Annotated in this window: 10 protein-coding genes and 1 pseudogene; 9 read left to right on the forward strand and 2 right to left on the reverse strand. The window is 44.1% G+C overall.

Translation table 11 applies throughout. The annotated features are described in order from the left end of the window. Positions 1-108: 108 nt before the first annotated feature. The 4 genes from B9N89_RS16615 (at position 109) to B9N89_RS16630 (ending at position 6311) form a co-directional block, all read left to right on the forward strand. A complete protein-coding gene (locus tag B9N89_RS16615; protein ID WP_132320553.1) occupies positions 109-1356 on the forward strand; it encodes a hypothetical protein in 1248 nt (415 codons plus the stop codon). Positions 1357-1373: 17 nt separating this feature from the next. Further along, positions 1374-2336: a hypothetical protein gene (locus tag B9N89_RS16620; protein WP_132320555.1), complete on the forward strand. Its 963-nt coding sequence runs from the start codon at positions 1374-1376 to the stop codon at positions 2334-2336. Positions 2337-2349: 13 nt separating this feature from the next. Then, positions 2350-4752, forward strand: a complete 2403-nt coding sequence (locus B9N89_RS16625; protein WP_132320557.1) for a PAN/Apple domain-containing protein — start codon at positions 2350-2352, stop codon at positions 4750-4752. A gap of 77 nt (positions 4753-4829) precedes the next feature. After that, positions 4830-6311 carry a hypothetical protein gene (locus tag B9N89_RS16630; protein WP_132320559.1) on the forward strand — a complete coding sequence of 494 codons (1482 nt, stop codon included), beginning with the start codon at positions 4830-4832 and terminating at the stop codon, positions 6309-6311. A gap of 49 nt (positions 6312-6360) precedes the next feature. On the opposite strand, the gene B9N89_RS16635 is transcribed toward B9N89_RS16630, so the two are convergent. Continuing rightward, a complete protein-coding gene (locus tag B9N89_RS16635) occupies positions 6361-6888 on the reverse strand; it encodes a YbhB/YbcL family Raf kinase inhibitor-like protein (RefSeq protein ID WP_132320561.1) in 528 nt (175 codons plus the stop codon). Between the two features lie 74 nt (positions 6889-6962). On the opposite strand from B9N89_RS16635, the gene B9N89_RS16640 reads away from it, so the two are divergent. From B9N89_RS16640 to B9N89_RS16665, 5 genes and pseudogenes are all read left to right on the forward strand, one after another. Then, complete coding sequence (locus B9N89_RS16640) at positions 6963-7397, forward strand: MarR family winged helix-turn-helix transcriptional regulator (RefSeq protein ID WP_159455427.1); 435 nt, start codon at positions 6963-6965, stop codon at positions 7395-7397. 228 nt (positions 7398-7625) lie between these two features. Then, positions 7626-8145, forward strand: a pseudogene (locus B9N89_RS32445) (ISL3 family transposase). Positions 8146-9107: 962 nt separating this feature from the next. Beyond that, positions 9108-10268, forward strand: coding sequence for an ATP-binding protein (locus B9N89_RS16660; RefSeq protein WP_132320571.1), 1161 nt, complete (start codon positions 9108-9110; stop codon positions 10266-10268). 593 nt (positions 10269-10861) lie between these two features. Further along, positions 10862-11167, forward strand: a complete 306-nt coding sequence (locus B9N89_RS31385; RefSeq protein ID WP_159455429.1) for a hypothetical protein — start codon at positions 10862-10864, stop codon at positions 11165-11167. A gap of 216 nt (positions 11168-11383) precedes the next feature. Continuing rightward, positions 11384-11845 (forward strand): hypothetical protein, encoded by a 462-nt coding sequence (locus B9N89_RS16665; protein ID WP_132320573.1) that lies wholly within the window; start codon positions 11384-11386, stop codon positions 11843-11845. Between the two features lie 218 nt (positions 11846-12063). Here the strand turns inward: B9N89_RS16665 and B9N89_RS16670 are convergent, their stop codons facing one another. Then, on the reverse strand, positions 12064-17859 hold the full coding sequence (locus tag B9N89_RS16670) for an FG-GAP-like repeat-containing protein (RefSeq protein WP_132320575.1): 5796 nt from the start codon (positions 17857-17859) through the stop codon (positions 12064-12066). Between the last annotated feature and the right edge of the window lie 32 nt (positions 17860-17891).

Here is a 17891-nt window from a genome sequence, read left to right on the forward strand (position 1 = left end):
CCTAACTAACCTCATATTCTAATGATTGACTTATAATACCCTTTGATTTAGAAGTATTTCAGATATCACACTAATACTTTATTAAAAGAATTTGAAATTGGAGGCAGTATGGCCATTGGTATCATCGCAGCAACATTGCTCGCGGGACTCACAGCTGCAGACTTTACAATCACAATTGGGGAGATGGCTACGCAAGGATCATTCATTGACCCTCATATTGATGACCGAATACAGGTTCTAAATATGAAGCATTTAGAAGCCACTTCCTTGCAAACGGAATTCATTGACACTCTTCGCAAGGTTCAGAGCCAAGCTCAATCTGCTTCGATCTCCATCAACTTTAACCGCCAATCTCTTCAAAATGTTGAGAAACTATTTTCATATATCCCAGAGTTGCCTGATGAACATCAGGGCTTGCCGGACTTCTCAACTAACAATGAAGCCCTTAACTATATATTAGGCTCACAGAATACTCTCTTGCGTTCATTTCCGAAGGATGAACTTGTGAAGTATTTTCGCAAGGCAAAATCATTCGCACAAAGGCTAAACCAGATAACGTTAGAGTACTTAGGCCTAGATGAGTTAAGTCTCCAGGGAAAACAAGTGCTGACAGTTGCAGGCGCTCTGAAGCAACCAACAAACATCAAGAACCTGAAAGTTCTAAAAGCTAGCCTTAAAACAAGAATGAATGCCGCTCTCTCTGTAGCTAGTATCACGAGTCAAGTCTATGACTCAGTACAAAGAAGGAAAGAGATTGAAGCACGGATAAAAGGCTTACAGAACATCATTGATCTGCTGCATGGGCGGCTTCTACCCAAAAATGAAAGCTATAAGGAAGACGTTGATGAAAGTATCCAAGAGGCTGTGATCAGCCTACCTGAACTAAGGAAGTATCAAGATCAGCTCCGAGAGATTAAGGACTGGGATCTTCGAGTATATAGAAACATGGCAGAGTATTTCTTTAACTCATATCAAAGCGATGACGACAAATTGCAGATTTTGCAGAGTAGCGAGAATGAACTTCGAAGAAACTCTTTTCACGAAATCTATCTATACGTATCTGAAAGTGGAGATTTGTCATCTGCAGATCAGATTACATGGGATCGCATGAGAGGCCAGCAAGTAAAACTTGTTCCTTTCCTGATAAATGCAAACCTAGATGTGATCACTTTGTCGGTGACTCTACCTGAAGATTTCATCAGTGAAAGGAACCGTAATCGAATTCATGAAATGTGTCGCTTGTTTGGCTCCTTGGGATTAGAAACTGTCTACGAGCAATTGACTGACACATTTGATATCTCAGAGGAAATGGCATCCAAAGTGATACAGAACGACTTAAATGACCACTGTGGCTAAAGAATAAGGGGTTTATAATGAATACAAGAGCCGTAATCCTTGCTTCCGCAACTTTTATCGTAGTTTTTGCTATTCTCCATCAACCAGAAAACAGCACTATGAACCAAGCGAGTGACAACGTAGAGAACGGCCCAGTTCCATCGGTGAAATCGAAACCTGATAGAAACAATAGTCGAACTAATATATCACCGGCAAATAATGCCAAAGAGAAATTGAAGCATAAGGCTTTTCTCCTAGATTCGCCGACATTTAGAGATTATGCAGAATCTTCAAACTTCTTTGAGCGTTTCGATGGATTAAGAGCCTCAATGAACCTTACGCTTTCGTCTGTAGTTTCACGAATGAACCTCAATGAAAGTCAAAAAGATGAACTTCGCTCAAAAGTAGACGAGATGATTCAATCTAATCGGCTTAAGGAACAGTTGCTAGTAGAAATGGAACGCAGTTTTTCAAAGGATGAACTAAGGAGTCTTGCAGAGATTTATAGAAATTCTACTGTGATTGACGTGACTACAAGAGAACGTGAGTTGTTGGCTCAGGGGCCTGATGCAATACAAGATTTCCTATCTAATTTTCCAAACAAGTATGAGGCTAAGGCCTTAAGAAGCATCGCAAGGAAGCGAGTTGAGGATCTTGATCTCTGGGAGGATACCAGGATCTTGTACGATGGTATGATGAGGCAACTAGAGAAATCGATGGAACTTGAAAAACACAATGTTTCTTCAAAGATGCTACAGCAAGTTTCTCAAATGATGTTGCATTCTCAGAAAGAAAGCTTTGATCTTGCGGTTCTATACCTTTATCAAGACATTGATGCCGAGCATTGGCCAAAGTTCGTAAAGCTATACAAAGGCGCAGAACTTACGAAAGAAAGACAGTTGATGCATGCGGTACTAGGAAAATTTATGGAAGATATAGCATCGACTATGGGAACCTATACTTCGAATGTTGCAAGGGAACGAACTCAGAAAAACCTATAGCAGGAGATAAAAAATGCCGTTTTTCATTCCTTTTATTGTGGGTGCGATCGCAGCGGGATCACTAGGAACAAGTATCGCTAACTCAGCGATGGATGGTGCTCTATTTGCACCCGAGATTAATCGCTACAAAGACGAGATCGAGTCAGCGAAGAAGGTAAATCAAAATTTAATTTCAGAGATTGAAGCTATCGATAGTGTGTATAATCGCAGCGTAGCTGGCCTTAATGCTTATCTTGACATCTCAAACCAGCTTCAAGAGGAGTTTCTCTCTGCAGAGTCAAGGGCTGCCGAACAAGCAACCAAGAAAATTCTTGAGGCATCAACAGTCTATAACCATTCTAGCACCCAAGTTCAGGGCGAAATGTCAATGATTGCTTCGTCAGCGATAACCACTATAGGCTCAGTCCAGCTGCAGCAAGTTCTGAGCGACGCTATGAAAAATACTCGCAATGGCAAGTCAGCTGCAAATAGTACAAAAAACTTCCTAAAGGCAGGGGGAAAGATCGCTAAGCAATCTGCATATCGGGCTATGGTCAAAGCCAAAACTGTTCTCCGTTTGACTAAAGCAGTTAAAATAGCGACTCCAGCAGCGAAGGCAAGTGCTAGGTTATTGGCCGCCGGCTTCAAAGCAAGTTCCTCGGCGATTTCGAGATTAGCAACTAAAGCAGCTGGACCATTTGGTGCGGCCTTAGACATACTTCTTATTGGCTGGGATATAAGCTCATCAAAAGGCAGAGCAAGTGAATATAGAGCATATCGCGACGAAATAATCGAGTCTAATCAACAACTGGAAGATCTAAAGAAAGAAGCCAACCACCAGTTAGCGGCTCTGGCTCTAGATGAAGCGATGTTACGAAAAGAAGTTGTCAACTTCATTAAGTATGCAGCTCGGATCCTATTATTTAGTATGGATTCAGATATAGGCCTTCCAGAAAGCCTACAAAGCTTTGACTCGATTCAAAGTATGACGAAGGTTAGTAAGGAAGAGCTAGAACAGATGCTCAACTTCATCCAAACTAACTTCGACGAATTCTACGAAGCTCGTGCCTATACATATATTAGTATGATTGCGAAATATAAGGGTTACTTCATAAGGTGTAATGTTCAACCTGAGTATCTGCTCGATCACGTTCCTGTTCTGGGAGCCTTCGGTCTGGAATTCACAGAGTTTATCTATGAAAGTGACTTCACTGACGATTTCATAGATTCTTTTGTGCCAGAAACATGTGACCTCAATCTTCACGAGGACCAAGTTGTTGATGGATTGAACGTAGCATCAGTGGATCTTGAGTCATCAATTCTTTCCAATATCTCTGCTACTTATTGGGTATACAAAGACAGCAAGGGCTCTTTTCAACCCTATAAGGAAATCATTCGAAAAGAAGCGAGTATCTCGTTTCAGTCGATGAGGCTCGAAAACAAATGGCTATTTCTAGACCTAGCCAGAAAGAAGCTGTTCGAAATCAATCAGCATGATAGTACGGAAAGTTTAGCGGAACAGGCAGACCTAGTACCGATAGACACAGTAAAGATGTCCTACATACATAAACAGAAGGTTTTTGAAGCGATGACTGCTATTCCCTTCGAACGAGATATTGTTCGTATTGGATACGACTATCGCAATCTTATTACCGAAGATGCTATAGCTTGCAGTCGAGAGTGTGCAGGTGATGGAGTTTGCCATGCTTTCACCTGGAGGCCATCAGATAAAATGTGCTGGCTAAAAGATCAGGTTCCCGATAGAGCCCTCCATCACTTCTCTAATGCTCGATCCGGAGTGAAGCTCGGAAAGGAAAATCTAAAACCGTCGCTCGATGTAAAGTGTAGCCAGAATAAGGACCAACAGGAAAGACTTGCATTCATTTTGTTTCAAAGTGGCACCAAACAGCTTGGATATAACGCTAGCAACACTATTGATCGAAGCCTAAATTTCAGCGAGGTTCCGAAGCGAGTCACTGTAGATCTTTCTCTTCGATCTACTGACACAAGCTCTTGGTGCGAGGATATCGTAGAGGTAACAGGAACTTCTTTTGATGACGATTTAGTTGGTAATGAGCGCGATAATATCTTAGATCCAGGTGCGACTGGTGATAAAGGGTTTGACATGCTACGGGGTGAGAATGGAAGTGACATTTACAAGCTTCACAGTAGCAACAGAATTATGATCGATAACTATGCTATCGATCAAAAGACAGATACCATAATTATTCCTGCCCGATTTAAGGACCTTTCGATTCAAGACTTAGGCTTCCTATTTTCTGAGTCTCTCGTACTCTCAGGGCCTAATATAATGGTTATAGTCAAAAATTGGTTCTCTGATGAACTCTACCGTCATGCAGTCTTTCAGAGTAGTGATGGAATAAGGTTCACAGCACCGAATAGCAAAGGAGAAATGAAGCTTAGTCAGGATACCTAAATTATATGATACTGATAAAATGACCCGGTAAGATTCGAAACCCGCTCTCAACTAAAGTAACTAGGAAAGGGTAAATTATGTTAGTAGGTGCAATTTTAACTACAGCGATTTTTGCAGGTCTTGGTGCTGCAGATTTAACCATAACGATTGGAGAAATGGCCACAAACGGGTCATTCATCAATCCAGAAATTAGCGAGAGGCGTGAACTTCTTCAATCAAAATACAACGATGCTGTCGCATTAGATGAGTCATTAAAAGAAAAAGTAAAGGAGCTATCAGAACTTACGAATAGGACAAATCTTTCATATACTACCAATCAGCAGATTATGGCAAACCTTAGTTCCCACTTCTCAAGGATTTCAGAAATTTATGTTGAGAATTTAGAAAATGGAACCTTTGATGCAATCTTGGACGGATCTTTACCCCCATCAGAGATTGATCCAAAGCTATTCAACGTTAGTAACTACTTGGCTGGCACAGCTTCCTTAGTGGCATCTGGGTCAGCTACATACAATGCTTTTACCTACTTTAAACAGGGAAGAAGCTACTTTGATGATATTAAGCTTCACAAGGCAAACGTGGACGCTTTGAAAGGCTTGAACTTTAAAAGCAAGACCATCACGCTTCCTGATGGCACGACTAGATTGTATTCAAAGGCGCAACTTAAACAAAAGATTTTTAAAGGCAAGTTTGGTATAGGAAAGCTCGCGGCAAGACGGCCTAGGCTCTACGCAAGGTTTAAATTGATGTCCGCTCGTTTCTCAAGCCCGCTTCTAGGTGCAGTCTCTGTAGCCAGTATCGTTACTCAGAAGTTGCAGTCTGATAGTACATTGGCTGAGATCAATGCCCAGATCTACGGCTTGGATCAATTCATCCGAACTATCAACGGACTCGAAGTAATTGAGGATGAAAATTTTCTGTCAGGTGAGATCAATGATAAGGAAGAACATGGAATTCGTTCCATTCCCGATGTAGAAGCCTATATTCAAACTATGAAAGAATATCGAGATTGGGACTATAGACAGTTTCTTGAAGTCATAAGGATATTCGATATCGCATACGGCAACTACAAGGAAGAGCTTTTCAACTTGCTTGATGATCCCGCAGTCAGGGGAGTTGATCAAGCTTTCCTAGGAGAATTAGTTGCCGAACTATACAAGCCGGGTCAACGATACCCCGATGCAAACCCAAGGTGCCGTTTAGATATTCCTAATGCTGAGTCCTACTTGATATCAGATATGTATTGTGTGCAGCACACATTTCGAGACTTCATTACACAGGAGGGTCTCGAATTGATCGCAGCATTGGTGGTTAAAGAAACTGAAAAACTTCTTGATAAAGATATAAATGCAATTCGAAGAACTTGCACAAACCCTATGTTTGGGGTCTTTGAGGACAAAGTACTTTTTTGCATCATGGTAGACTTCAACATCCCATTGTTTGCAATAGAAACGACCATACTGGATGAGTTCGAAGAGGAGCTTTGTAACGGAAAAGATTTTTTCAATCGAGATGGAGATCATGCTAAAAGCTTGAAGTTTTCAGAGGATAGCTGTTAATTAGAGACTTGGAGGGGAGGCTATTGCTAGCCTCGTCTTCGTTTTTTCCTTAGCGACCATAAAGTAATGTTGTAGTAGTCATAGCTAACTTGTTAGAATTTAAAATGAAACCAACAAGAGCCGGCTGGTAAGACGATTCCACTTTTATCTTATCTTTAAGTGCATAAACAGAGACTACATACCGATGTGGATGATCTTCTTTAGGGGGACACGGCCCTCCATACCCCGGCTGACCAAAGGATGTCAATGATTCAACAGCTCCCGCGGCAACTACTTTTTTGTAATTATCATTGTTGATTCTTTTGAAGGTATCAACGGGGATATTTGAAATCGCCCAATGCCACCAACCACCACCTGTAGGAGCGTCAGGGTCATAAATAGTTATCGAAACATATTTTGCATCCTGTGGAAGTTCTGACCAGCTGATATCGGGAACTTGGTTTAAACCGGTACAACCAAACCCGTCATAAGTGTGTCGATGTTGAAGGTAAGAGCCTTTTGTGCCTTTCGTAGTGACATTTATTGACTTGCCAGTAGTGCAAATAGATAGCATCGCGAGTATAGATAGAATCTTCATGGAAACTCCAATTTAGTTAGTATTACTAACTATATGGTTGTTTAACTATTAATGCAAGTATGATAGAGGAAGATATGAAGAAAAATATCTATGAAACATTTAGCCCAGGGTTCTTACTAACAAAGTCATCGCGAATGATTATGAAACGATATGAGGAAGGCCTTGGTCAAACTGGGATATCCCCACTGCAAAGTGGAGTACTCTATGTGATTTCATTTCACAGAAGCCCATCGCAAAAAGAAATTTCTGAGATTCTTTTTATAGACAAGGTGACACTTTCAAAAATTATTTTCAATTTGCAGCAAAACAAGCTGATTTCACATATTACCTCTAATAATGACCGCCGAGAGAAAAGGTGGACCCTAACTGCAAAGGGAGAGGAGAAACTCAGGCAAGTTGAGGAAATTGATCACGAGATAGAGAAGTATATGAGGCACATAGTCAGTAAGAACGAATGTGACACTCTTAGTAAAGTACTCAAGAAGCTTCTGATTAAAGGGTCAAGCTAGCGCCTGTTTGATCTTCCATCTGTGATTGGTATCAATGAGCATAGCCTTCGCAAACGTAAATACCAATCAGTGGACTATGTAACAGTGATCGTTGATCACAAAACAAAAGACTTTATGAAGTGATTGACGGCCGCAATAAAGCTGACTTAGAAGATATTGCCGTTGACTTTAAGAGGCCAGAAAACGTAAAAGTTGTCACCTTAGGCCTGTCCAATACCTTTAAAAGCTTTGCTAAAGAGGCTTTCCCTATTTCATGTTCAATGTTGCTTTGGAAAACTTGTGAATAGGTTTCGAAAAAGAAGAACAGGAGATGATAGGAAAACTCGAATTCGTCGACTTCTACTGCGTGATGGTCGAAAGCTAGAGCCCTATGAAAGAAAAGCCATCAGACGTTTTCTAAAAGATAAGGAAGACCTGAGGGAGGTCTACAGTTTCAAGGAGAGTGTTCATCGCCTGTACAGAACTAAGGGTAAAAAGCGTGCTCGCAAGGCTTTGATAAAGAACCTAGATCTAATGACGCAGTCAACACTCCCAGAGGAAGTCTTTGCGGAAGACGATCTTAGCCTGGCGAAATGAGATAGTGGAGTACTTTGATGGAAGATACACCAATGGTCGTGTCGAGGGTTTCAATCGTAAAGCAAAGCTCGTCCAGAGAAGGGCTTTCGGGTTTAGAAAGCTTGAAAAACTATCGGTTGCAGTTGTTAAATGCTTGTCGGGGGAGGGCTTGACGGGTTTACCCACCACGTGAACAGACCCGTTCTTTTGCTGCATTCAAGCCTTCAGCAAGTAAAGTTGAGTTCGGTATTTTCCTTCGTGCCACAACTGATACCCCTAGATTTAAGTTTATCGACAGCACAATGCAATGATCCTAAAATTAATTACATTAATGCTTGTATTAGGCCATTGAATAAAAGTTTTTTCTTTAATATCAATACTATATTGATAATTCTTATCTCCTAAATAATTTACTTTAATTCTCCTATATAATCAAAATTTATTATCCTAATTTTTCCTAAATAACTCTCATAGATAATCTATATTGTATGATATCAGCTGGTTGAAGGCTAAGATCTCCGTCATTTGATTGGACTATGAATGAAGTAGCTCGTCTGTAATGTAAAAGAAGGCTCACTAAGAGCCATATCAGCGTCAAACGATAGCTTGGTGGCTTCAAAGTTTCCCAGAGCACGAAAGGTCTACGAACTGAAGGAAAGCATGCACCGGTTCTATAGGATTCGAGGCTTGAAGTTTATCAAAACGGCGCTGACTAAAATTTTAGGCATGATGGGTAGATCAGAACTTGGAGAAGTTGTAAGCAAGCAGGGCCTAAAATCATTGCTTGAACCTGGCAAGAACTCAAGACCAGGGAACTAACTAGAATAACTCAGAAATTCTTATCGCACCATAGTGACCGGAGGCGGACTTGAACCGGCACGACCTTGCGGTAGGGAGATTTTAAGTCTTCTGTGTCTACCAATACTCAAATTGCCAGCGGGTAAATGGTTCCTTGTAAGAATCATCGGATTTCACTCCTCGATTTCTCTTCACCCTACCCTAAGTAGTATATTCTTTAGTTACAGTGAGTTAAATGAGTCGGCGGGCGATACTCACTCAGTTCTTGTGGGTGTGACCCGTTGACTTTTGTGATAGAACTGAGATAATAATCCATTGTGACTGGATTATTTCGCCAATTAGAGACTAGGATTTTCCATGTGGATTCAACGTAAATACCAAGATTTGATTGCGGAGTCAGTATCAACTCGGCCTGCTGTCCTAGTCACTGGAGCCCGACAGACTGGAAAGACTTCTATTCTCTCTCACATGTTCCCAGATTACTCTTTTGTGAGCCTTGATCTACCGTCAATGGCCGAGTTAGCAGAGAACGAGCCAGAACGGTTCCTTAGAGAGTTCCCGCCACCTGTTATCATTGATGAGGCTCAGTATGCTCCCCGGTTGTTTCGCCATCTGAAAAGGTTCATCGATGAGTCTCGAAGCATAAACGGTCAGTTCTTATTAACTGGATCTCAGAAGTTTCAGTTGATGAATTCGGTTGGAGATTCTCTCGCAGGTAGAATCGATATCATTGAATTCGAAACACTATCGCAACAAGAGATTCTGAGCACTCAAAGCAGTTTGTCTTTGGAATCTCTTCTTTTTCGGGGAGGCTATCCCGAGCTTCATAATAACGTTGAACTAAGAGAATCAAGATTCTTTAGTGGATATATTGCTTCTTATCTAGAGCGTGATGTAAAAGGCGTATTAAATGTCCAGAATCTTCGAGATTTCGAGAGCTTTATTAGAGCTCTTGCCTTAAGGTCTGGACAGTTACTAAACAAGGCAGAGGTTGCAAAAGATATAGGGATTAGTCCCACGACAGCAAACTCCTGGATCTCGGTTCTTGAAGCTTCTGGGCAGATTACCCTTCTAGAGCCATGGTTTGGTAACAAGACTAAACAAATGGTCAAGAGTCCTAAACTTTACTTTAATGATACGGGTCTCCTAATCTTCCTGCTAGGAATAAGGTCTGAAGAGGCTATGTTAGATTCACCTTACTTAGGAGCCATTTGGGAGACGTTTGTCTTTTCCGAGATTCGTAAGAGAGATCTTCACCGAGATGGTTCATGGAACTGGAACTTCTATCGAGATAAGACTAGAGAGATTGATTTTATTAAGGATGAAGGCGGAGTCTTTACTTTGCTAGAGTGTAAATGGACTGAGAGTCCTTCTAAGAAAGATATCAAACATCTGGAGTATTTTAGAGAGAATATTGCTAAAGGTAGGGTAGCTAAAAGTTTTGTTGTATCAAGACCTAGTAATCGATTTCCGCTTTCCGAGTTTGTTGATGCGGCTAATCTTCAGGATTTGTGGTGATCTTGGCAGCGCTTAGCCGAGAGATTTTTTCGTTGATAGTTCGAGTCGTGGTGCCCGGGGCCGGACTTGAACCTTACTGAAGGTATAGGTTATGCCAAGGGTTTGGTCCAGTGGAAAGCTGGGACAGAATTCCCAAGTGTCGTTATCTCAAGACTTGATCCATGTTTTCTGCAATAATTTCAGTGTTGTAAATAAAGGATTTAGCCGTAAGGTGTATTTTACAAAGCACTTAATCGGCTGAAGCTTCAAGTAATAGCTATTGATTCTAGTTGATTAGTGGTTGGTGTCGCTGTAGTTCTACGAATTTCAATGGCGAGAACGGAGAACTCCCAGAAATCTACGCTGATGTTAGATTTCTAATCGCGTTCTCAACCTAGCCTTCTCAAGAACAACCCGGAATAAATCTGAGGTGGCTTCTTGAAGAAGCCAGGTTGGGGAAGTTACTCTACGAAAGCTCTTGTACCACAGCAGGTGGAACCCTTATTCGATATTGGCAGATAAACAGCTAATTCCGCGATGACTGGTATTGAAAGACTAGTCGAGCTGCAACAACGAAATTTTGAGAGAGCCACCAAATAGGATGCTTAAAAACCATGTCCAATAAACACAATTCCTATCAATATCCGTCACATTCCGCGCAAAAAATAGGACTAGCAAGTAAGCTAGCTCTGCTTGGTATATTCGTCTCCATGAGCCTCATCTTAGCTTCGTCTGCCTTGGCTACGATCACTCCTGTCGATCAAAGGTTTACCGTCAATAGATACGTGAATCTTCAACGTCAAGTGCGGAGTCTCATTACTAGGGGGTCAACTTTCGCGATAACGGGCATCCCCACAGGCACAAACACTAGTTACGTGGTCAGTCTTACTTATATATTGGCTCTCGACTATGGCGATTGAAACCTACAAATATTCTACCAAATAAATAGATTAACATTGACAGTAGCTTACAGAGATATGAGCGTCGAGGCTATTTCTCGCTCCTGATGGCTAACGGTCTGCTTGGGACTTGGTCTAGGATCTTACACTGGTATGAGTACGCCCAGACTGAACTTTATGAGTTCCAGTCTTGGATCTAAACTCAGTCGAAAAGCATGTCTATAAAAGGGCCTATTTATGATTCTTAAAAAGCTTAACGTTCACCTTGTGACTTTGAAGAAAGGCCGGCTGACAGAGCTAGATCGATTTCGCTTCGGTCTGCTCTACACCGGGCAACTCCTGCTCGTGGGATTTATGGTGTTTGACTCCGACCCCTACAGCTATGAGGCAGATCTCAGACTTATAGTGAAACTGGTTCTTCCTAGCCTGGTGCTGCTAAGCTTTGTTTCTTGTTTTGCGATCAATGGCGCGAATCGGGGAACTGACTTTTTGATCCGTTACGTGGTAGTTGCGAGCATCGCCATCCTTAATTTAGGGATGCTGCTATCACCATTGGTTCTACTTATTGGGGGGGTGGGAGATCAGTTTTCAGATTTAAGTTTTTGGTCTTTGGATCGCTATAGCTTTCTTCTGGGTATTCTTGCAGCCCTGCTATATCTTGTTATGACGATTCGTACCTTTAAATGGCTTAATCAGTAGTTAAAGGAAAAGGAGCACCAAAGGCGCAATGCCTTTGATGCTCGTAAGGAGAAAGGGACCCCAACGTACCCATGTTTTTGAACTAACGAACTAGGTTTTGAAAAGCTCCTGTTCAGACCTTGAACGCGAGGCCATCGCCAGACGGATCGGTAAAGAAGATTGTCGTGTACTCTCCTACTACTTTTAGCAATTCGAGTATTCTACCAGCTGCTATCTTGTTATGTCCCTTTACTACTCCTGGTCTTTCTTCTGTGGTACTCACTTCCAAAATCACTGGACCCTTTAATTTGCGTTTTACCAGTGTTGGCGTCCCACATATAGTGAACAACTTTGCTTCCTTCGATAACCCGCCAGTTGTATTGAATCCTTATTTTCTTTCCCATTTTGGAACTGTCATCATCTTTAATTATGTTCCCTCCATTTGCAGCTCGTGCCATCGCACCTTTGCAACCAGTGCAGGGTGCCTGTACCCCATCGAACACTACTAAGTCGTTCTCCTCCAGGCGGTCTTTTACTGAGAGAAGGCCAATTTTTTCAGTATGGACGAGTGATCGATTAAAGCCACTGGATATTTTCTCAACTCCTTCTTTGTCTTTGTATGTTTTTCCTGGTTTTAAGTAGGGTTCAAGGACAGCCTCGTTAGTCTCTTTTCCACTTGTAAGACTCAGACTTTTCACTACTTGGTCCCCGCGGATTACGACCATTTCGGCATAGTGTGTAGTATCTTCGGTTTTGGGTAGTATATAATCTTCGCCTTCACTGTCGCTTTCCCCTTCGAGCCCAGTAGGATCCACAAAGTTAACAGGATCGAACCCAACATAGCTATAGAGATCACATTCCTTAATTCGCCCCAAACATCGAGCCGGCTGCATCAAAAAGCTGGGGTCAGGACTCATAAACTGCCCTAAGCCAGGCAAGAAATGACGATGCTGCATCTGATAGGAGGCTGATTCCCAATCTCCCATGGCTCCTGCATAGCCATCGCGGTGAAAGTCCCAGCTCTCACCCAGCCTGATCACCTGGCCGTAAGGGTCGTAGTCATGATAGTCAAGAATCTCCCCAGCGGCGCTCACCGTCCCCAAGACACTGCCTAGATGATCATTGATTACATAGCGCAAGTCCTCATCACCAGTTCGGGTGGCAATGGCAGTAGAACCCAACTTATAGTGATAGGTACTCTCATCGTTCCTCTCATCGTAGCTAACAAGATCATCCCAGTGAAAAACCCGGCCCAAGCTGGTGCCATCAGTTTTCTTGGTCGTTTCTGAAAAACGCATCTTATTGGGCAGATACTGGTAATGAATCTCCTCGTCATTGCCAATAGTCTTTGAGCGCAGCTGGTTATCTGGTGACCAAGACAGTAGCTCCTGCATGCCATCAGCGAGTAATATAGCTTTCAGCCGGCCAGCCGGATCAAAGCTATGAACCTGGTCATCGACTGCGATGGATGATAGGTAGGTATCGAAGGTACTGGCCTTGGAGTAGTTATAGGAAAGAGCCTTACCAGCAAAGTTGCTCATCCGGCCCTGGCTATCAAAGCCATAGTTGTACTCTTTGGAAACACCCTCGCTCTGATCTTGGAACAGCTGGTAGGTAGCCTTACTCAATCGACCCAGCTGGTCATAGCTAAAGTCTTTTTGAAAGCTCTTGTACCAAAGCATGCCACCCTTTATCTCAGTGATGCGATCAAGCGCATTGTAGATGTAGCTATGCTCGCTTCTTACCGCTCCTAGCGTATCGATGCGCGTTTTTAGGCGCATCAGGTTCTTGTAGTAGTTATAGGATCGCTTCACACTATCTGTGAAAGCCATCTCAAGGAGACGACCCAGACGATCGATCTTGATCTCTTTGATCAAGTTAGATACAGACGTGACCTGGCCGTCGTGAGGTGAGTATTGGAGAGCTGTGGTCTCTAGATTAGGATAGATGATCTTACTCAGACGGGCGTACTGATCATACTCGAATCCTAGACTATGCTCGCTGCTATGACGAGGGTTTGCGATGCGCAGGGTTTTTCTAGCGGTCATTCCTAGGGGATGATAGTCATAGTCGAGGCACGATCCATCAGCCATGCAGAGGCTAGCGATGCGGCCCTTCGTGTAGGTACTGGTATTTGCGCTGCCTGGCCTTTGATCATAGAACCACTCAAACTCCTTTGCTTTATTTTGATCAGCATCCTGACGATAGCGAATCGTAGGTCTTGCTAGGGAATCATAGATAGTCTCATAGGAGCCCAGAAGTTGGTTCTGCGAGTCATAATAGTTTTGAAGGGTCAGATCGCCGCGCTGATTGTAGGTCAGCGTCTGGCGACCAAACTCCGACTGAGCTGAGAGCATGCGGCCGAGTTCGTCCCAGCTATAGCTTCTTGTTATACCTTGGTGGGTGATAAGCTGCTCCACCCGATCCTGACGATCAAAGAAGACCTTCACAGCTTGTCGAGGCTGACCATCTTCGGAACCACCAATTTCAGTACGATAAACACGGCCGAAATGATCATAGAAGGTGTCCCGCCTTTCTCCTAGTTCTAGATGAGCCGAAACTTGGCCGATTCTATAGCTATAGGTGGTTTCGTTTTTAGCTGCCATGTCGCTAGAAGAGGGTGTTAGAAGCCTCTCGGCCCGTCCTTGGTAGTCCCAGCTTAAGACCTTAGCTATGCTAAGGTCTGGCTTCCAAGTCTCGATAGAATCATTGGCGCTAAGAGCTTCTCTGCTGACCTTAAGCCTTGGGAGGCCCCGTTGATCAAAGCTTTGCCAATCTGTAATGATCCAGTCCTGACTCCCCACAGGAATAAGATTTCCGACGGGTCGTCCCAAACCATCGATATAGCCGATGCTGGGTCGTGTGCTGCTAGAAGCTTGAATGCTGGCAAAGCCAAAGCTTGTCTTGGTCCCAAACTGGTAGCTACGGGTCTCAACGGGTTCTGATTGACCAGGATTAGTGGTTGAGATCTGCCGGCTGAGTCCGTCATACGCGAAGCTAATTCTCTGACCGTTTTCGTCGATGGTCGCTAGCAAGAGATCGCCCAGCTCGGACCATTCCATGGAGCGGATGAGCTTGGTTTTACCAGCGCTCTTAGTAATCGAGGTGAGGTTAAAGGCACCAGGATCATCATAGGTCATGGTGGTTTTATAACCTAATGGATCAGTCGATTCGATAAGGTTGCCGTAGGCATCATAAACGAGACTTTCTTGAGCTTCCATGAGTCCACCGCGCAGTCGCTCCGTTCTAAGCAATGACAGCTTGTCATCGACAAAATTATCAGTGCGTGCCAGGACTTGACCCGAGGCACCGATCAGCCTCGTTGATTTTACGAGACCAGGGGACCAGCGTCCCAACTCGGAAGTTGTAAAGTACTCGTCGACCTTGCTCCGGTAGATCTCACCACTTGGACTTAGTTCTTCCGTAACGACCACGCTGACAAGCCCCTCGTCGCTGACGGTATAAGCCATATTTCTAGTGTTTGTACGGGACTCCTCGCCCTCCCTCATGGTTTGGCTTTGGGACTTGAGCACGGTCCTGTGCACATCATCATCTTTGACAAGGTCGAGCACTTGCCACTGGTAGCTGTCTTCCTCATAGCTATCGACGTTTGATGAAGGGTTTTCCAGGTCAACATAGGAGATTTGGCGGGACTTTAGGTGACCCTTCATCAAAGAGTCTGATTCATCGGTAAGGAAATCTAAGTCCTCGCGGGTAAATCGTTTGGCACTGGCATCATGAAAAAGTTTTACCTGAACCTTCTGGAAACCTAAAAATTCTTTTCTTTTGACGTCATAGCGCGGATTATCATAGTCAAACTCGTTATGGTTAACCTGTTTAAAGGCTAGACCTTGATCATCTGTCATAACAGTAGCCCACTCTCGCACGCTCGTCACCACCTGGGTGATCATGGGAAACCAGCTAGCCCCATAGACCTTGGCGATCTTGCCTAGATTTGAACTGCGGTAGGTGAAAGAACTTTCATGGCCGCTTTCGTTGATGTACCTACTCATCATGTAGGGTGCAGAATTGCTGTCATCACTGTAGTGATCGACCACGTGAATACCGCTATTATCCTGGCTAAGAAGGACCAGGTCTTGCGACCCGTTGCCGTTCATGTCAGCAATTTCGAGGCGAAATGGATCTTTTATCAGATCCGGGAAGGGGAAGACTCTTGTTTCTTGAAACTCTTTACCTGTCCCGTAAAAGATTCTTAAGGTCTTGGGGCCGTAGTATACAAGGTCCAGGAATCCGTCACTATTAAGATCGGCCAAGCGGCTGTTGACATTGAGCTGAACGCGGGCTCTGAAGGGGCGATTGTTGCCGGTTTTAATGCCATAGACCTTGCGACTCAGGCTTACATTTTGCGCTCCTGAAGTGGGAAATATCAATTGTCCAGACGATAAATAGGCAAGTATCCGCGATCCACTGGAGCTATCAAGGGTATGGTAAATATCCTCCAAGCCGTCGCCATTGAAGTCGGCCCAGTTCAATTGATCAGGAGATACCGTAATGCGGCTGCCTAAGTTCAGAATCTGGGGGCTGGCAAAAGAAAGCTCGTCGCCATTCGATGTGTTGCGGTAAACCCAAAGCCTAAGATTCGAACCCGATCGCTGGTAGCGCACGAAGTCCACGGCGCGATCGTTATCATAGTCAACCCAATCTGCAGCGGTGGCTCCGAGAGCCAACTTTGGAAGCCCAGAGACCTCTTTCTTCTCGCTGCTCCAAAGACCACTCTCGCGGCTGCTAAGCCGGGCACCTTGAGTCCGGCTCGCGGCATCCCAAGTTACCAGGTCAGGGCTAAAGTCCTTGTTGATGTCCACAAAGCTGTCAATACCATTATCGAGCTGAAGAGAGCCGATGGGTAAGGTCTCTGCCGCGCTAAAACCCTGATCACGTCCTAGATTGTACCAGACGTTCCACTCCGTACCATTTAGGGCAAAGATATCCACCAGCCCGTCACGGTTGAAGTCATGCCAGCGAATCCGTGAGAATAATGGCAAACCGGAGGCCTGAACCTGATATTGGTTGAAATCTCCGACTCGGTAGGTGTCGGCCGTGTATTGATAACTGTGGTTGGGCGTTATGTCAGTATCTTGACTGCCAAAGTACTCTGTTTTCGTTAGAATCGAACGCCTGGAGGGTCCCTGCTCCTCGTAGCTAAAGACCATCTTAGCGATTCGAGTCTTGTTTAAGGTGCTTTCTTCGTCTAGACCGGTGACACCGTAAGAGCTCACAGAGCTGAGGCGTTTGTAGTAGCCCTGAATCAAACCCGAGCCATAAGAAACCCAGGTGTCATTGCGGTCTTCATAAACAAGGTCAACCACATAAGAGGTGGACTCGTCCTCGCGCCCTTGGCCATTCACCATAGCGATGGACTCGAGGTAAGCGACGTTACGATCTTTGAAGTATTTAAACACCACTGCATTATCATAGGGATCTATGATTTTGCTAAGCATCCATGTAGTGGTCAAAGAATCGCTTTCCTCCCGCGAGTTGCTATCCTCACCGAATATATACCTATTGCCTCCGGTCATCTGAACTTCAAAGTATCGTCTACCGTCCTTATTATGCTCGAGGTATAGGTTGCCTGAGTTATCGATTCGCGGCCGGTAAAGCTTTTTATCCGTGTCTAGCACCTGATTATTGGATAGGGGTCTAAGACGTCCATCCAAATCGCTGACTAGAGTTGAGCCGTTGTTGGGTAGTCCTAGACGGCGATCCAAAGATATACTTGGTATGGGCATGCTCCAGCCATAACCTAGCTCCGAGTGACCCCCTTGAGAGCTGTAGGAAAAAGAAAGCTCTGGAAAGAGGTTTCGCCAAGTCGGGAGGGGAAAGCTGCGACTGACGCTCAGGGCTCCAAGGTTTCCTGACGTCTTAGCCTCCCCATTGACACTTAGTAAACTGCCCTCATTATCAGGACTAGATACGGCCGACGATTCGGCGGCGGCCTGAGCTAGGGCGAGGTCCCCTTGCCCTAGCGTAAATAAGCCCAGACCTAGGGCGACTTTCTTAAGAGTTTTGTATTGCATTTTAGGATCCCTTTTTGAAGCCCCCGAAGGGG

Source organism: Pseudobacteriovorax antillogorgiicola, assembly GCF_900177345.1.
Classification (GTDB): domain Bacteria; phylum Bdellovibrionota_B; class Oligoflexia; order Oligoflexales; family Oligoflexaceae; genus Pseudobacteriovorax; species Pseudobacteriovorax antillogorgiicola.

Excerpts from the sequence above, each read along its gene's own strand:
- B9N89_RS16670 (WP_132320575.1), bottom strand. The coding sequence starts at position 17,859 with ATGCAATACAAAACTCTTAAGAAAGTCGCCCTAGGTCTGGGCTTATTT.
- B9N89_RS16625 (WP_132320557.1), top strand. The coding sequence starts at position 2,350 with ATGCCGTTTTTCATTCCTTTTATTGTGGGTGCGATCGCAGCGGGATCA.
- B9N89_RS16635 (WP_132320561.1), bottom strand. The coding sequence starts at position 6,888 with ATGAAGATTCTATCTATACTCGCGATGCTATCTATTTGCACTACTGGC.
- B9N89_RS16660 (WP_132320571.1), top strand. The coding sequence starts at position 9,108 with ATGTGGATTCAACGTAAATACCAAGATTTGATTGCGGAGTCAGTATCA.
- B9N89_RS16630 (WP_132320559.1), top strand. The coding sequence starts at position 4,830 with ATGTTAGTAGGTGCAATTTTAACTACAGCGATTTTTGCAGGTCTTGGT.
- B9N89_RS16620 (WP_132320555.1), top strand. The coding sequence starts at position 1,374 with ATGAATACAAGAGCCGTAATCCTTGCTTCCGCAACTTTTATCGTAGTT.
- B9N89_RS31385 (WP_159455429.1), top strand. The coding sequence starts at position 10,862 with ATGTCCAATAAACACAATTCCTATCAATATCCGTCACATTCCGCGCAA.
- B9N89_RS16615 (WP_132320553.1), top strand. The coding sequence starts at position 109 with ATGGCCATTGGTATCATCGCAGCAACATTGCTCGCGGGACTCACAGCT.
- B9N89_RS16665 (WP_132320573.1), top strand. The coding sequence starts at position 11,384 with ATGATTCTTAAAAAGCTTAACGTTCACCTTGTGACTTTGAAGAAAGGC.
- B9N89_RS16640 (WP_159455427.1), top strand. The coding sequence starts at position 6,963 with ATGAAGAAAAATATCTATGAAACATTTAGCCCAGGGTTCTTACTAACA.